Annotated in this window: 13 protein-coding genes; 7 read left to right on the top strand and 6 right to left on the bottom strand. The window is 62.1% G+C overall.

The genetic code is table 11. From position 1 onward, the window contains the following. The first annotated feature begins 62 nt into the window (after positions 1-62). Positions 63-959 (top strand): helix-turn-helix domain-containing protein, encoded by an 897-nt coding sequence (locus H096_RS11015; RefSeq protein ID WP_033898187.1) that lies wholly within the window; start codon positions 63-65, stop codon positions 957-959. 88 nt (positions 960-1047) lie between these two features. Beyond that, on the top strand, positions 1048-3198 hold the full coding sequence (locus tag H096_RS11010) for a TonB-dependent siderophore receptor (protein WP_033898186.1): 2151 nt from the start codon (positions 1048-1050) through the stop codon (positions 3196-3198). A 3-nt stretch (positions 3199-3201) separates the two neighbouring features. On the opposite strand, the gene H096_RS11005 is transcribed toward H096_RS11010, so the two are convergent. Next, positions 3202-3639 carry a carboxymuconolactone decarboxylase family protein gene (locus H096_RS11005; protein WP_033898184.1) on the bottom strand — a complete coding sequence of 146 codons (438 nt, stop codon included), beginning with the start codon at positions 3637-3639 and terminating at the stop codon, positions 3202-3204. A 920-nt stretch (positions 3640-4559) separates the two neighbouring features. Further along, complete coding sequence (locus tag H096_RS11000) at positions 4560-5471, bottom strand: LysR family transcriptional regulator (RefSeq protein WP_033898183.1); 912 nt, start codon at positions 5469-5471, stop codon at positions 4560-4562. 204 nt (positions 5472-5675) lie between these two features. On the opposite strand from H096_RS11000, the gene H096_RS10995 reads away from it, so the two are divergent. Together H096_RS10995 and H096_RS10990 are read left to right on the top strand one after the other, a co-directional pair. Then, a complete protein-coding gene (locus H096_RS10995) occupies positions 5676-6074 on the top strand; it encodes an AraC family transcriptional regulator (RefSeq protein WP_033898180.1) in 399 nt (132 codons plus the stop codon). 58 nt (positions 6075-6132) lie between these two features. Then, the gene (locus H096_RS10990; protein ID WP_033898178.1) at positions 6133-8895 is read left to right on the top strand and encodes a winged helix-turn-helix domain-containing protein; all 2763 of its coding nucleotides are present in this window, start codon (positions 6133-6135) and stop codon (positions 8893-8895) included. Here H096_RS10990 and H096_RS10985 read toward each other — a convergent pair. Both H096_RS10985 and H096_RS10980 read right to left on the bottom strand, forming a co-directional pair. After that, positions 8842-10311: a winged helix-turn-helix domain-containing protein gene (locus tag H096_RS10985; protein WP_033898241.1), complete on the bottom strand. Its 1470-nt coding sequence runs from the start codon at positions 10309-10311 to the stop codon at positions 8842-8844. The genes H096_RS10990 and H096_RS10985 overlap by 54 nt on opposite strands. 148 nt (positions 10312-10459) lie before the next feature. Continuing rightward, positions 10460-11410, bottom strand: coding sequence for a GlxA family transcriptional regulator (locus H096_RS10980; protein ID WP_033898176.1), 951 nt, complete (start codon positions 11408-11410; stop codon positions 10460-10462). A 180-nt stretch (positions 11411-11590) separates the two neighbouring features. Here H096_RS10980 and H096_RS10975 point away from each other — a divergent pair, with 180 nt between their 5' ends. Both H096_RS10975 and H096_RS10970 read left to right on the top strand, forming a co-directional pair. Next, positions 11591-12313 carry a pirin family protein gene (locus H096_RS10975; RefSeq protein WP_033898175.1) on the top strand — a complete coding sequence of 241 codons (723 nt, stop codon included), beginning with the start codon at positions 11591-11593 and terminating at the stop codon, positions 12311-12313. A 145-nt stretch (positions 12314-12458) separates the two neighbouring features. Then, positions 12459-12806 carry a hypothetical protein gene (locus tag H096_RS10970; protein ID WP_033898173.1) on the top strand — a complete coding sequence of 116 codons (348 nt, stop codon included), beginning with the start codon at positions 12459-12461 and terminating at the stop codon, positions 12804-12806. Between the two features lie 61 nt (positions 12807-12867). Here the strand turns inward: H096_RS10970 and H096_RS10965 are convergent, their stop codons facing one another. Next, complete coding sequence (locus tag H096_RS10965; protein ID WP_033898172.1) at positions 12868-13872, bottom strand: quinone oxidoreductase; 1005 nt, start codon at positions 13870-13872, stop codon at positions 12868-12870. A 101-nt stretch (positions 13873-13973) separates the two neighbouring features. On the opposite strand from H096_RS10965, the gene H096_RS10960 reads away from it, so the two are divergent. After that, entirely contained in the window at positions 13974-14837 is an 864-nt protein-coding gene (locus H096_RS10960) for a LysR family transcriptional regulator (protein ID WP_033898170.1), read from the top strand. Position 14838: 1 nt separating this feature from the next. On the opposite strand, the gene H096_RS10955 is transcribed toward H096_RS10960, so the two are convergent. Further along, positions 14839-15557: LysR substrate-binding domain-containing protein (locus H096_RS10955; RefSeq protein WP_033898168.1), on the bottom strand; the 719-nt coding region annotated here is incomplete at its 5' end.

Genomic DNA, 15557 nt, shown 5'->3' with positions numbered 1-15557 from the left:
CTGCGGCATCTATCCACTTTGCACGAACCACAACGCACCAATAGAGTGCGCCCAGGTTACCCATGACACAGGCAACAGCTTTGCGCGTACAGGCCTTCACCACCGGTGATGTGGCCGCTCAATGTAATGCGACACCCGGTTGGGTGCAGCAGTACCAGCAGATGTCCCCAGGGCATTTTGCCGGGCAGATCCGCTACCTCGACCTGCAAGGCGTGGAGGTGTACGAGGAGTGCATGAACACCCGCGTAGAGCAGCATTTCAATGCACCGCCAGGCTCATTGGCGTTCTGTTTCGACGGCAGTGATAACGCGCTGTACATGCTCAATGGCGAAAGCCACAACACCTGGATCACCCCGGAAAACTACCGTGAAGTGGCGGTGGTGTTCGGGCCGCAATTCGTGCAGCGCCATGGGCTGGATGTGGCCAAGCTGGAAGGCCTGTTCATGGCGCCGCTGAGCTGCCAACAGAATGGGCTGTTCAGCCGCTGGCTGAGTGGCACCCTCACCCGCTTGTCCACCGAAATCGACCCCGCCAGCCGTGACGCCCTCACCCAGCAGTTGCTGGACGATTGCCTGTTCATCCTCGATAACGCCTGCGTTTGCCTGGACCGCCACTCGTTGCAGCGACGCAGCGACGAGCGTCGGCTGATGGCGCGCATCGGCGAATGGGCGGCGGATGCACCGGATGAGACCGTGAACCTGCTGGAACTGGCGCACATTGCCGGCGTGCCGTTGCGTCAGTTGCAACAGGGCTTCAAGACCTATACGGGGATGAGCCCAGCGCAGTGGTTGCGGTTGCGCCGGTTGAATGGGGCGCGGCGGGAGTTGCGGGGCTCACCGAACGCCACCGTGGCCGAGGTGGCGATGAATTGGTCGTTCTGGCACCTGGGGCGGTTTTCCAACAGTTACCGGGCATTGTTCAAGGAACTGCCGAGTGAAACGCTAAAGCATCGTCACTAACGGAGAAACCTTCTCAATACCTTGTAAAACCTGGCCGATATGCCTAGCTTATGCGCCCTCCCGCCCCGCGCTTTAAGGCCCTGCCCCCATGGTTTTGCGTTTTCGTCCCGTCGTTACCTCACGTTTCGCCCTCGGCCTGCTGCTCAGCGGCGGTATCGGCAACAGCCTGGCGGCTGAAATCGAGCTGCCGGCGTTGAACGTCCAGGGCCAGGATGAATCCGGCTACCGCAGTGAAACCGCCTCGGTGGGCGGCTTCGATAACGCGCCGCTGCTCGACACGCCCGCTTCGATCACGGTGATCAACGCCACAATGATCAAGGACCAGCAGGCGCGCCTGCTCAGTGAAGTACTGCGCAACGATGCATCCGTGGGCGACAGCTACGCGCCCATCGGCTACTACGAGAATTTTGTGGTGCGCGGCTTCTCGCTGAACGCGGCGAGCAGCTACAAGATCAACGGGCGCACCATCACGGGCGAGCAGAACGTCGCCCTGGAAAACAAACAACAGGTGGAAGTGCTCAAGGGCCTGGCGGGCCTGCAAAGCGGGATTTCCGAGCCCAGTGGTGTGATCAACTACGTGACCAAGCGCCCGGAAGATGTGCGCTCGGTAACCGTCTCCACTGACGACCGTGGCAGCGGCTACATTGCCACCGACGTCGGCGGCTGGTTTGGCAGCGAGCAGCAATTCGGCCTACGCGCCAACGTGGCCCATGAAGACCTCAATTCCTATGTGAAACACGCCGACGGCCAGCGTGATTTTGTGTCCCTGGCGTTCGACTGGAACATCAGCCCTGACGCGGTGTTGCAACTAGATGCCGAGTACCAGAACAAACAACAGCGCTCGGTGCCGGGCTACCAGTTGTTGGGCGGCACCGAAGTGCCCCACGACGCCTCGCCAAAAAAACTGCTGGGGCACCAGAGCGGTTCGAAGCAAGTGGGCATTGATTCACTGAACCTTAACGGCAAGTTCGAGTACCGCTTCAGCGATCAGTGGAAAGGCAGTGTCAGCGCCGCCCGCAGCAAGGTGGTGATCGATGACTACAGTTCGTTTGCCTATGGTTGCTTCTACGTCACCGATTGCGGCACCGCCTTTTTCAGCCCTACCGGCGACTACGACATCTACGACTACCGCAGCCCCGACGACACCCGCCGTGACGACGAAGTGCAGGCAGCCATGACCGGGCTGTTCGACACCGGTAGCCTCGGCCATGAACTGACCTTTGGCACCAGCGCGTTCCGCCGGGTGGTCGACAAGCGCAAGTCGGTCAACGAATACATCGGCAGTTCCAACATCAACGTCGACGCCCCAACCTACACCTCCACCGACGTGCCGCTCAACGACAAGCACAAGCGCCTCGACAGCCGCCAGTACGGCCTGTTCGTCACCGACCGCATCCGCTTCAACGAGCAATGGCAAACCATCCTCGGGGGCCGTGAAGTGCGTCTGGATGAAAAAGCCTTCGACGAAAACGGCAATCAACAACGCCACACCCAGCGATACGAGTTCCTGCCCCAGGCATCGTTGATCTACAAACCGGTGGAAAACGTGTCGTTGTACACCAGCTACAGCAAAGGCCTGTCCCTGGGCGGTGAGGCACCTTGGACGACCCGCAACGACGGCGAAACCCTGGCCCCCACCACCTCACGTCAAATCGAAGCCGGCGTTAAATACGACTGGCGCCGCATGAGCTTTACCGCCGCTGTATTCCAGACCCGCCAGGCCTACCAGTACGCCAAGCCGGACGGCACTGGCCAATTCGACTATGTGCAACAGGGCGAGCAAAAAAACACCGGACTGGAACTGTCGGCCAACGGCTGGGCCACCGAGCGCCTGCAGATCGCAACCAGCGTGGCGGCGATTCGCGCGCGGGTGAGCGGCAGCGGTACTGCCGACTATGAGGGCCACCAAGCGATCAACGTGCCCAAGCTGCGCGCCAGTGTGTATGCCGATTACGCGTTGCCTTGGGTGAACGGCCTGGCGGTGCTGGGCGGCGTGCAATACAGCGCCAAGAAGTACGCCAACCGTAGCGGCAATGTGGAGGTGGGGGATTACGCAGTGGTGAACGTAGGCAGCCGCTACACCACCAAGGTGAGCGGCTATGAAACGGTGTTCCGCCTGAGCGTCGACAACCTGTTCGACAAGCGCTACTGGCGCGACGCGGGCGAGTACATGGGCGATGACTATCTGTTCCAGGGCGCGCCGTTGACGGCGCGCCTGAGTGCTTCGGTCAACTTCTGACGCTTACTTCGGCATCTTGCGGAAACCCACGGCCAGGCGATTCCAGCTGTTGATGGTGGCGATAGCCACGCTCAGGTCGATCTGCTCCTGAGGGCTGAACTCGGCGGCCAGGGCGTTGAAGTCTTCGTCCGGGGCGTGGGTGTGACTGATCAGGGTCAGGCTTTCGGCCCAGGCCAGTGCGGCGCGTTCACGCGGGGTAAAGAACGGCGTTTCGCGCCAGGCGGAGACGGTGTATAGGCGGCGTTCGGTTTCGCCGCCTTTACGGGCGTCGGCGGTGTGCATGTCGAGGCAGAAGGCGCAGCCGTTGATCTGCGAGACGCGCAGGCGGACCAGCTCCAGCAGGGGCAGCTCGATGGACAGTTTGCCGACGGCGGCTTCCAGGGCGAGCATGGCTTTCATGGCGTCTGGGGAGGCGGTGTAGAAATCGGTACGGGTTTGCATGAGGGTGCTCCAAGGCAGTGGGGATTGGTGGCTAGGTTAGTCATCGGGCCTTGGGGGAGGAATATCCAATTTTGGGGAAGAATGGGTGACCAATTGTTTGGGCGGGGGGTATGGGGGCATATCCGTTATTAGGGTAGCGGCTACCTATGGTTCCGCTCTTACAGCGGCTCACTTTTGATAGAGCGCAAAAGTAAGCAAAACGCTCTTGCCCCAACACTCGGCACCTCGCCTAGGCTCGGTGTGCCCGTAATCCGACAGGGATTTGGGGGGCCGCCGCCACGCGCCATCCATGGCGCGGGGCGGCTAAACCGGCATCCCTGCCGGTTTACCCCCCAAATCCCTGTCAGATTCCGGCCAGCGTGTTTGACGGGGCGCCTAAGATCAAAATCAAGATCAAAAACAAAAGCACAGCGGCCTGACAGCCGGCTTGAGTGGTGTGGAGCAAAGGCAACGGCAAACGCAGTCCACGATGGTCTTCGACGATGACGCGATAAACCAGGATGTACGCCACGCTCTCACATTTTTCGCAGGCACACCGGCTCCTACACGTATCTGCTCTTGATCTAACCACTCAGGTCGGCTACTAGGCCGCCGTGCTCTTGCTTTCGATCTTGATCTTGATCTTGATCTTGATCTTGATCTTGATCTTGATCTTGATCTAAGGCGCCCCGTTAAACACGCTGGCCGAACGCAGGCTTGAATCCGTGGGTAACCCGGCAGGACGCCGGGTTAGCCGCGCTGGGCCAAGGATGGCCCATCGCGGCGGCCCACGGATTCAAGCCTTCGTTCGGGCACACCGAGCCTAGGCGAGGTGCCGAGTGTTGGGGCAAGAGCCCTTTGCTTACTTTGGGGCTTTTCCAAAGTGAGCCGCCGTAAGGGCGGAACCTATTTCAGCCATCAACCTAATAACGGATATGTACTCAGTCAAAACCCCGAGCCATATGCTCCCCAATCCTCCCCCTCAACCACCGCTCCGCCGGATCATTGTCATGCACCCCGCTCCACACCATCGACAACTCCGCGGCATCAATCGCAAACGGCGGATCCTCCGCCCGTAACGACGTCCCCTCGGTCAACGCACACGCCGCATAATCCGGTACCGTCGCAATAATTTGCGTGCCCGCCAACAACGCCCGTAACCCACTGAACTGCGGCACCGCCAACACCACCCGCCGCGCCCGGCCGATCCTCGCCAAATCCAGATCGATATTGCCGCTCAAATCCCCCGAAAACGACACCATCGCATGAGGGCGTTCACAGTAGTCATCCAGGGTCAGCGGCTCAGTCCCCCCATCCCCACGCAAGACCTTGCACGGAATATCCCGCAGCTTCTTGCGCTTGGCATTCGCCGGCAAGTCAGTGGTGTAACTCACCCCCACCGAAATCTCACCACTGGCCAGCAGCGACGACATCAACAGGTAATTGGCCCGGCGCACCACCACGATGATCCCCGGCGCCTCCTCGCGCAGTTGACTGAGCAAAGGCGGAAACAGGCCAAACTCAGCATCGTCCGAGAGACCAATGCGAAACACTGCACAACTGCTGGACGGGTCGAAATCCTTGGCACGGCTGACCGCGCCGGAGATGGTGTCCATGGCCGGTTGCAACTCCTTGAGTATCGCCACGGCGCGTGGCGTGGGCTCCATGCCCCGCCCGTTACGCAACAGCAACGGGTCGTCGAACAAATCGCGCAGACGCCCCAATGCCGCACTCACTGCCGGTTGGCCCATAAAGAGTTTTTCGGCGACACGGGTCAGGTTCTTCTCGAACATCAGTGCTTCGAAAATAACCAGCAGGTTCATGTCGACGCGGCGCAGGTCGTTGCGGTTCATGGGGCTATCCAAACGGTTGGCAAGCCCACAGATAAGCACGCAAAACCCGACTTGCATTGCATGCCTGTGCTGTCTTTTCCACCTGCGCACCTGGCGAAATTAACAACGATTAACTCGTCAGCCGGACGGTCCGGCAACAAGATTAGTGGCGTCTACACTGCATCCATTCACCGGGAACGCTCCCATCGACTGCGGATATTTGTCATGGCCCGACTCGAGCAATATGCCCCTCGTTTGTCCGCCACCGGAGGCCTGTGCCCTCGGCGCGAGCGCATCGCCAAGCAACTGATCCTGGCCAACCTCGGCGAAAGCCTGGCCATTGCCGACCTGGCCCAGGCCTGCGCGTTGTCGCGCAGCCATTTTTCCCGGGCGTTCAAGTGCACCACCGGGTTGTCGCCACAGGAGTGGATCCGTCAACAACGTATCCAGCGCGCCAAGGAACTGATCACCAGCTCGTCCCTGAGCCTGACGCAAATCAGCCTGGAATGCGGTTTTTGCGACCAGGCGCACTTCTGCCATATGTTCACCCGCAGCGAAGGTGTCAACCCGATGACCTGGCGAAATCACCACTCGCGCCACAAGCCTCAAGTGATCGCAGCCTAGTGGTCGGTGCGTACCTGGAATATGCTGGCCGCTCCCCATTTCCCGAGCATGGCCCCCCATGAGCGATCCCGGCGACCAGGCCGTGCATTTCGGCCCCTATCGCATCCACCCGCGCCAACGCCTGGTGCTGGAGGCGGGTCGCCCGTTACGCTTGGGACGGCGCGCGGTGGAGATCCTGCTGATCCTGCTGGAGCAGGCCGGCAATGTGGTGAGCAAGCAGGAATTGATCGCCCGCGTCTGGCCAAAAAGCGTGGTGGAAGACGGCAACCTGCGGGTGCATATGGCGGCGTTGCGCAAGGCCCTGGGCGATGGCCAGGCCGGGCAGCGCTATATCGTGACCGTGGCCCAGCGCGGCTACAGTTTTGTTGCGCCACTGAGCATCGAACCGATGACGCCGCCTTCCGAAGGTGCCCCACAACGTTCCTGCCATAACCTGCCGTTGCGGCGTACCCGGATGATCGGCCGTCAGGCCTTGATCGACAGCCTGGTGCAGCAACTGCCGGAACAACGCTTTATCACCCTGACCGGCGCCGGTGGCATCGGCAAGACCACCGTCGCGCTGCGTGTGGCGGAATTGCTGATCGGCCATTACCGCGACGGCATTCGCCTGCTCGACCTGGCGCCGTTGAGCGCGCCATCGATGATCCTGCCCAACCTGGCCGCCCTGCTCGATCTCCCCCACGCCGAGCATGAACCCTTGACCACCTTTGCGCGCAACGTGCAGGAGCGCCAACTGCTGCTGGTGATCGACAACTGCGAGCACCTGCTTGATGACATCGCCCTGATCAGCGAGACCCTGCTACGCCATGCGCCCAGGCTGCACATCCTGGCCACCAGCCGGGAGGCATTGCGCGCCGAGGGCGAGTCCGTGCAGCGCCTGGAACCGCTGGCCTGCCCGCCCGTCACCGGCAACCGCGCGCAGGCACTGGGCTACCCCGCCCTGCAATTGTTGATCGAGCGGGCCATGTCCCATCAGGACAGCTTTGAACTGAGCGAAGCCGAGCTGCCGCTGGCAATCGATATCTGCCAGCGCCTGGACGGCATTCCGTTGGCGATCGAGTTGGTGGCGGCGCAGATCGAGCGCTTTGGCTTGCCAGGGCTATTGGTGCAGATGGAGGACAATTTCCGCCTGCTGACCCGTGGCCGGCGCAACGCCCTGCCCCGCCATCAAACCTTGCGCGCCACGCTGGACTGGAGCTTTGAGCTGCTGACCGCCTGCGAACAGATCTGCCTGCGGCGCCTGGCGGTGTTTCGCGGCGGTTTCAGCCTGGCCAGCGCGGCAGCGGTGATTGCCGGGGAAAAGATTGCACCGACCGAAGTGTTGGGCTCCATCACTCAATTGGTCGCCAAATCCCTGCTCAATGTGGAAGCCGGCGATGACGAGATGGTCTATCGCCTGCTGGACATCACCCGCACCTACGCCCTGGAGAAACTCAGCGTCGCCGATGAACTCGACACCACCCGCGAGCGCCACGCCGAACGCTGCCTGGCGCTGATGCACCAGGCCCAGGACGATTGGGAACTGACCGCGACCCAACCCTGGATCGACCGCTACGCGCCCCTGCGCGAAGACATCCGCGCCGCCCTCGACTGGAGCTTGGGTGACCAGGGCGTGCACGTGCTGGGCATGCGCCTCACGGTGAGTGCGATGCCGTTGTGGCAGGAGCTGTCGCTGCTGCGTGACCAGGGTTTGTACGTGGGCAAGGCCCTGGCACGGCTGGGCGAGTCAAGGACACCGAGCCAGCGCTTGAACATGGCGTTGCAGCTGGCGCTGGGCAGTTTTTCCTATCACACCCAGGGCGGCACGCCGCAGACCATCGAAGCCTTCCGTTGCGCCCGGCGCCTGGCGGAAGCCGGCAAGGACCTGGCAGGCCAACTGCGTGCGGTGTCGGGATACATGGCCGTGAACCTGTGCTGCGGCAATTACCGTGAGGCCTTGGCGCAAAGCCTGCACTTCGACCGCCTGGGTCCCGAGGCCGAGCCCCTGTTGGCCCTCAGCGCCCAACGCCTGCGGGTATTAGCGCAACACTTCGCCGGCAACCAGGCGCTGGCGCAGCACAATGCCGAACAGGTGATCCAGCGCATGGCCCACAGCGGTCATCTCAACCGTTTTACCCACGGTTTTGGCGTGCAGTACGACCAGAGCGTCGCCTCGTTGACCATCCTGGCGCGCATCCTGTGGCTGCGGGGTTACCCGGAGCGCGCGTGGCGCACCGCCAGCCAGGCGTTGGCGCTGGCCTTGAACATCAATCATGGCACGTCGATCTGCTACACCTTGGCCCTGGCCGGGGTGGTTATCGCCTACTACAACGGCGACAACAAGGTGGCACGCGAGCAGTTGGACCAACTGTTGCAACAATCGCAAAAGCACTCGGTGCAGCTGTTCCAGACCTGGGCGCGCTGCTACGAAGGCACGTTGCCGATGGCCGATGTGCAGGGGCTGGGCCTGGTCGAGGACATCCTGGTGACGTTCAACGCCGTCGAGGTCAGTGACGGGCTATTTGAACGCGCCAGAAATGGCCTCGCCGGTTGGTGTACCCCGGAGATTCTAAGGGTGCGTGCAGACAGCCTGACAGATCGCCGTGCGGCCGAAACGCTGCTGCTGGAAGCCTTGGGCCTGGCACACCAGCAAGGCGCGCTTGCCTGGGAGTTGCGCTGTGCCACCTCACTGGCAAGGCTGTGGCAGGCGCAAGGCCGCGTGCAGCCGGCGCGGGATCTGCTGAGTTCGATTTACGCGCGGTTCACTGAAGGCTTTGCCACCCAGGACCTAGTCCGCGTACGCCGCCTGCTCGACGAGTTGCAGGACAAACGGCCGGCCTGAAAACGGCCCCAGGTAATGCCCATAGCCCTGCTGCAAACGCGCGACCTGCATCGGGTCGCGCAATTGCGTCAGGGCATAGCTGCGCACGCAGTTGAGCAGGCGGTAACGGGCATTGCCAGGGCCCGGTTCAAGGCTCAGCAACGAAGTACTGACCAGACGCTCCAGCAGGTAGGCCAGGTCGGCATGTTCCAACTCGGTGCCGGTGACCAATTCGCTCAAGGTGGGCAAGGTGACGGCCATCTTGAACAGGCTCAATTGGAGGAACAGCCAGCGCTCCGGCAGGCTCAAGCGCTGGTAAGTCCAGTCCAGGGCGGCGCTCAGGGATTGATGACGTTCCACCGCCGTACGCCGGCCCCGGCTCAGTACCTGTACGCCTTTGCACAATTGCTGCTGCAATCCCCGCACACCCAGGGCGTCCACTTGAGCGGCCGCCAGCTCCAGGGCCAGGGGAATACCATCCAGGCGCCGGCAGATGTCACGCAGCGGGGCCAGGTCCTGAGGCCGCAGCACAAAGCCTTGCTGAGCCGCACGTACTCGGGCGACGAACACTTGCACCGCAGGGTTTACCATCGCCTCCTCGACACTGCCCAGCATTGACGGCGCAGGCACCGCCAGCCGGGGCACGCGCTGCACCCATTCGCCGGGGACTTGCAGGGTTTCACGGCTGCTGACCAGTACACTGACCTGGGGCGCCGCTTCGCGTAGCACGCGCACCAGGTGACGGCAGGCGCCGAGCAGCAAGTCGGCACCGTCCAGCACCAGCAGCAACTGACGGGTCGCCAATTGCCGGCCCAGTTCAGCCGCACTGGCGCAGGGTTCAAGATGCAGCACCAAAGCCAGGTGGCGCAACATGCTCATCGGCGCTTCCACCGTGGCCAGGTCGACCCACCACACGCCGTCCCGATAACGCGGCAGCACCCGCTCGGCCAACGCCAGGGCCAGGCTGCTCTTGCCCACGCCGGCACACCCGGTGAGCGTCATCAGGCGTTGGCCGGACAAGCGCCGCACCAGCACACCCAACAGTTCATCGCAGCCCATCACCGGACTAAGGCGTACGGCGAGGTTATGCCGGGGTAACGTGGCCGGCACAACGCCGTGCACAGCGGCTGCAAAACAGTAGCCACGCTGCGGATCGTTGAGAATGAAGCGCTGCCCGTCAAGGGCGCGACGCAGTGCAGCGATGTGCACCCGCAGGTTGTTTTCTTCCACCACACTGTTCGACCACACGCGCTCGATCAAGGTGGCCTTGCTGATGTACTGCCCAGGCGCTTCGAGCAACGTCGTGAGGATATCCAGCGCCCTCCCACCCAACGGCACCGGCCAGCCTGCCTTGCTGACCAGACGTTGTTGCCGGTGAAAGACATAGGCGCCGAAACGCACCGTGCCTTCAGCCTCAATCGCCTGCGGGTTGTTCATCTGTGTAAAGCGCGGAAACACCCGGCCTTGGGCGTTCGCGCATCCTTTTCCATGGGCTTGCCGCTATCTTGCCAGTTGGCGATGACAGGACAATGCTGGCGCGGGGAGCGATACGGACATTCGGGTGCGCGAGACGGACATTCTGTCGTTAACTGAACTGCTGTCGGTATTGGGTCGGGTTGAGGCCCAGTTTTTCACTGAACAGAAAACGCATGTGCCGCACGCTGCCGAAGCCTGCGTGAAAAGCCACGGTCTTGAGCGGCAGGTCGGTGGTTTCCAGCAATTGCCGGGCGCGGTCGATGCGCGCGCCTTGCAGGAATGCCATCGGCGTCATCTGCACATCCTTGGCGAATAGCCGCGCAAAATGCCGCGCGCTCATGCCGGCCAGCTCAGCCATGGACTCGATGGTGAAGGCTTGGTCGAGATGCTCCAGCACATGCTGCTGCACGCGGGTAATTGCGGTTTCCTGGGGCGCCACCGCCGCCGTCATCGGGCTGAACTGCGCCTGGCCGCCCTGGCGTTTCATCACCACCAGCAGCACCTTGGCCACTTCGACGGCGACCTGCTTGCCGTGGTCCTGAGCTACCACTGACAGCGCGAGGTCGATACCCGCCGTGACGCCACCCGAGGTGATCAGACGCCCGTCCTGCAAATAGATACGGTCGGTTTCGACAATCGCCTTGGGGAACGCCTTGATCAGCCGCTCGGTGTAGTGCCAGTGGGTGGTCACGCGATGACCGTCCAACAGCCCGGCATGCCCGAGTACAAAGGCGCCTGTGCAGATCGAACCAAAGCGCCGTGCCCGTGGCGCCGCGGCCCTGAGCCAGGGCAATAACGCGGGGTGGCATTCGTTGTAGGCACCGGGACCGCCGGGCACCAGCAGCAGGTCGTAGGCATCCTGGGCCTGGTCCAGCAGCAGGTCGGTCTGTACCGCGACGCCATTGGAGGCGCGCAACGGGCCAGGCTCGGTGCCGAGGGTAAGGATCTGATAGTGATCCGACGCTGGCAGGTAGCGATTGGCAATGGAAAACACTTCGAGCGGCCCGGCCATGTCGAGCAGGAGGAAGTCCGGAAACAGCGCCATGGCCACGGTTTTCATAACAAGAAAGGTCCATCGATAAGGAATGCGGCGGCCATTATTACACGTTCACCACTGTCAATCTGAATGAGACAGTTATTCAGATTTCAGCTTATTAATGAATCTTAGGATAACCATTAACCTTCTTCTCAACGCCGGAGCCCTGCATGTTGCAGCCCGCTCCCACTTGAGGATAAGACCATGCTGACCCTTCGCAAAGCTTCCGAACGCGGCGCCGCCAATCACGGTTGGTTGAAGTCGTTCCACACCTTCTCGTTTGGCAACTACTGGAACCCGAAAGAACAGGGTTTTTCCGACCTGCTGGTGATCAACGATGACCGCGTCGCGGCCGGCAAAGGCTTTGGCCAGCACCCGCACCGCGACATGGAGATCTTCTCCTATGTGCTGGAAGGCGCGCTGGAACACAAAGACACCCTGGGCACCGGCTCGGTGATCCGTCCCGGCGATGTGCAACTGATGAGCGCCGGCAGCGGCGTGGCCCATAGCGAGTTCAACCACAGCCAGACCCGTGGCGTGCACTTCCTGCAGATCTGGATCGTGCCCAATGAAGCCGGCGCCGAACCGCGTTATCAGCAGGAGCACTTCAGCGAGGCGCAGAAACGTGGGCGCTTGCAGCTGATTATCTCGCCGGATGGCAACGACGGCTCCCTCAGCGTGCGCCAAGACGCACGGGTCTATGCAGGGCTGTTCAATGGCGACGAAACCGCCACCCTAGACCTGGCGCCGGATCGCCACGTGTACATCCATGTGGCCCGTGGCAGCGTTGAAGTCAACGGCCAGCGCTTGCAGGAAGGCGACGGCGCCCGCGTGCGGGATGAACGGCAGATTCATTTGAGCCAGGGCGAGGACGCCGAAGTACTGGTGTTCGACCTGCGCCCGCAGGAACTGCCGCAGATGCCATGACCGGGCTTGCGATGGCTCGCCGAAACGAGCCATCGCTGGCGTCGATAGTCACCATCAGCCCAATGAAGTTCTCTTAAAAAATGCAACGCGTAACATCAACCCCATACCCGCAACAACCCAACTAAAACACTCGGAGCACACCAACATGAAACGCCAAATCTTGCTTAGCCTCGCTTTCTCGGTACTCGCTGCCAACGCATTTGCTCACCCTGTTGTCGCTGAAGGCGGCTCGGATCGACTGATTGAAAGCCGTGTTGCAGAAGGTGGCTCGGACCGCCTGCAAAGTAACCGCGTTGCCGAAAACGGTTCGGACCGCCTACTGGAACGTCGTGTTGCCGAAGGTGGCGCTGATCGTCTGCAGGAACGTGGCCTGGCTGAAGGCGGTGCTGATCGCCTGCAAGAACGCGGCCTGGCTGAAGGCGGTGCTGATCGTCTGCAAGAACGTGGCTTGGCTGAAGGCGGTGCTGATCGTCTGCAAGGCAATAACGTTTAATCCCGCGCTGCTGGCGGGAACCCCAAACCGGCCTGATCAGCCGGTTTTTTTTCGCCCTCGTTTAATGCAGGTCGCGGTCGACCCACAGCACGGCCTTGCCGATCTGTTGCCGCGCTTCGATGCGCGCATGCACCTGCTGCACGGTCTCCAGCGTGTAATGCCCTTCGATTTCCACCGTCAAAGCCCCTTCAAGCATTGCCGAAAACACCGCATTTGCCCGTCGCTGCACGGTGGCACCATCAGCCATGTGGTCCGCCAGCCGTGGACGCGTCAGAAACAATGAGCCCGCTTCGCCCAGTTCAATAGGATCCAGGTCCGTCAGCGAACCCGAGACATTGCCGTAATTGACGATCAGTCCGCGTGTACGGCAAGCGCGAAAACTGTCGCGCAAGGTGCTTTTGCCCAGTGAGTCGAAGACCACATCCACGCCCTGCCCGTGCGTGGCCTGCAACACACGGTCGGCAAAGCGGCCGTCGTCATACAGCCAGGCTTGATGGGCGCCGCGTGCTTGGGCAATCGCGCATTTCTCGACGGTGCTCCCGGTGGCGAACACCGTAGCGCCCAAGTGCCGGGCCATCTGCACCAACAGCTGACCGATGCTGCCGGAGGCGGCGTGCACCAGGCAGGTGCTGCCTGCGCCCAAGCGGGCCACATCATTAATCAGATAATGCGCGGTGCAGCCCTGGAACATCGCCGCAGCCGCCTGATCGAAGGCGATGGCATTGGGAATCTGCGCGACCTTGGCCACAGGTACCAGCGCATATTCGGCATAGGCGCCCCAAGCGATGCACCAAGCCACCCGATCACCTACGGCCAAATGGTTGACGCCGTCGCCCACATCCACCACCACGCCCGCGCCCTCCATGCCCAAGGTGCAGGGCAGACGCACCGGGTAGGTCGTCGACTGGGCATATTTGCCCTGGCGCGTATGAATGTCCATGAAGTTGATCCCGGCGCACGCCACTTTGATCAGCACATGGTCCGCCACGCATTGCGGTTTGGGCGCATCCAGCTGTAATTGCGCGACTTGCGGGCCGCCATAGGTTTGCAGGGTGATGGCTTTCATCGGGAACAACTCCGTTTGCACTGGGAAGTCGCCATGGTAAAACGACGCTATCAGTAGGAAAATTCCCCAAACCATCCCAGCCTCTGTGCGGAAACAACCCGATGTTCGACTGGCAGGATCTGTATTACTTCACTGTGTTGGCGCGGACTCAGTCGCTGTCGGCCGCCGCCCGTGAGTTGCAAGTGGAACATGCCACGGTCGGCCGCCGTGTGGATGCCCTGGAAAAATCCCTGGGCGTCAAACTGGTAGACCGCCTGCCGCGCAGCCGCCCTCTCACCGCACAGGACATCGCCCTGGCTGAACTGGCGGCGGGCATGGGTGAACTGGCCACACAGGTCATGCGTCTGTCGAGGGTGGCGTCCATCGAAATGGCCGGCACTGTGCGGGTCAGTTGCCCGCCGTCCATCGCCAATTACTGCATCGCACCCCATCTAGCCCGCTTGCGTGCCGAATACCCGCAGTTGAATCTGGTGTTGATGCCCTCCACGCAATTGGCCGCGCTGGACAAAGGCGAGGCGGATATCGCCCTGCGCACCGTGCGTCCCGATGAAGACGCCCTGGTGCGCCGGAAGGTCGGCGTGGTGCGCTTCGGGCTCTATGGCCCGCCAGGCTTCCTGCAAAAACCCGCCGAGCAGTGGACATTTATCGCCTACGACAGCAGCCGCGACCACCTGCCCCAGCAGGCCTGGATGCATCAGCTGCGCGGCCACCGAGAAATCGCCTTTGCCGCCAGCGACCTGATCACACAACAAATGGCCGCGCGCGCCCAGGTGGGCGCCGTGGTGTTGCCGACCTTGGTGGGCGATCACGACCCGTTGTTGGTCAAGCTGCCCACCGCGACCGACGGCCCGCTGCGGGATATCTGGCTCACGGTTTATCCGGATATGCGCAGGTCACCGCTGGTGAAGGTGGCGATGGAATTTTTGGTGGGCTGCATCGAGGGTGAAAGGCCGTTGCGGCGTTGAGCTAGCGCCCGACAGAGGCGGACGGCGTCGTAAGGAAATCCGCCAACCCCGACCCCACCGCCTCGAATACCACTGCCACCCTCGGCACCCGGCGCATGTCCTGGTGCATGGCCACCCACACATCCACGTCGAACCCCACCTGCTGCGGCAGCACCCGTACCAGTCCATACCGCTGGGCCAGTTGACTGGAACATACCCCAATGCCCAAGCCAGCACGCAAGGCGGCCAGTTGCGCCAGGTGGTCATCGGTACGAATCAGCGTGCGCTCACTGGCACAGTCGAAACCCTGCTGCTGGAGCAGTTCGATTTCTGCCAGATTGCGGTCTGGCCCGATCAACGGGAAATCCTTCAAGTGCACGATCGAGTCCGGCACTCCCTGCTCTGCCAGCAATTCGGGCGTGGCATAGAGCCCGACGTGCAAGTCACCGACTTTGCGGGTGACCACGCTGGACTCGTTGGGCCGCCGGATGCGCACCGCGACGTCGGCCTCTTGCAGGGCCAATGCCTGGAGGCGGTTGGACACGCTCAACTCCATGGCCAATTGCGGATGGCTGCGGCGCAGGGTGCGCAACAGCGGCGGCAGCACTTCAACGCCGAGTAACTGCCCGCAGGTAAGCCGCACCGTACCAGCGGCCACCGCGCTGTCCGCCGAGGCCGCGCGGTTGAAGGCATTGGCGGCAACGGCCATGGCTTCCACATGGCCGATCAGTTCGCGGGCCA

The organism is Pseudomonas sp. FH1, from assembly GCF_000510895.2.
Classification (GTDB): domain Bacteria; phylum Pseudomonadota; class Gammaproteobacteria; order Pseudomonadales; family Pseudomonadaceae; genus Aquipseudomonas; species Aquipseudomonas azotoformans_A.
Note: the sequence above shows the minus strand (reverse complement) of the source record. Positions and strands in the feature narration are given on the sequence as shown.

What these genes read in the sequence shown, in the direction of transcription:
- H096_RS10995 (WP_033898180.1), top strand. Translation starts at nt 5,676, where the DNA reads ATGGCCCGACTCGAGCAATATGCCCCTCGTTTGTCCGCCACCGGAGGC.
- H096_RS10970 (WP_033898173.1), top strand. Translation starts at nt 12,459, where the DNA reads ATGAAACGCCAAATCTTGCTTAGCCTCGCTTTCTCGGTACTCGCTGCC.
- H096_RS11005 (WP_033898184.1), bottom strand. Translation starts at nt 3,639, where the DNA reads ATGCAAACCCGTACCGATTTCTACACCGCCTCCCCAGACGCCATGAAA.
- H096_RS10960 (WP_033898170.1), top strand. Translation starts at nt 13,974, where the DNA reads ATGTTCGACTGGCAGGATCTGTATTACTTCACTGTGTTGGCGCGGACT.
- H096_RS11010 (WP_033898186.1), top strand. Translation starts at nt 1,048, where the DNA reads ATGGTTTTGCGTTTTCGTCCCGTCGTTACCTCACGTTTCGCCCTCGGC.
- H096_RS10965 (WP_033898172.1), bottom strand. Translation starts at nt 13,872, where the DNA reads ATGAAAGCCATCACCCTGCAAACCTATGGCGGCCCGCAAGTCGCGCAA.
- H096_RS11000 (WP_033898183.1), bottom strand. Translation starts at nt 5,471, where the DNA reads ATGAACCGCAACGACCTGCGCCGCGTCGACATGAACCTGCTGGTTATT.
- H096_RS10975 (WP_033898175.1), top strand. Translation starts at nt 11,591, where the DNA reads ATGCTGACCCTTCGCAAAGCTTCCGAACGCGGCGCCGCCAATCACGGT.
- H096_RS11015 (WP_033898187.1), top strand. Translation starts at nt 63, where the DNA reads ATGACACAGGCAACAGCTTTGCGCGTACAGGCCTTCACCACCGGTGAT.
- H096_RS10980 (WP_033898176.1), bottom strand. Translation starts at nt 11,410, where the DNA reads ATGAAAACCGTGGCCATGGCGCTGTTTCCGGACTTCCTCCTGCTCGAC.
- H096_RS10985 (WP_033898241.1), bottom strand. Translation starts at nt 10,311, where the DNA reads ATGAACAACCCGCAGGCGATTGAGGCTGAAGGCACGGTGCGTTTCGGC.
- H096_RS10990 (WP_033898178.1), top strand. Translation starts at nt 6,133, where the DNA reads ATGAGCGATCCCGGCGACCAGGCCGTGCATTTCGGCCCCTATCGCATC.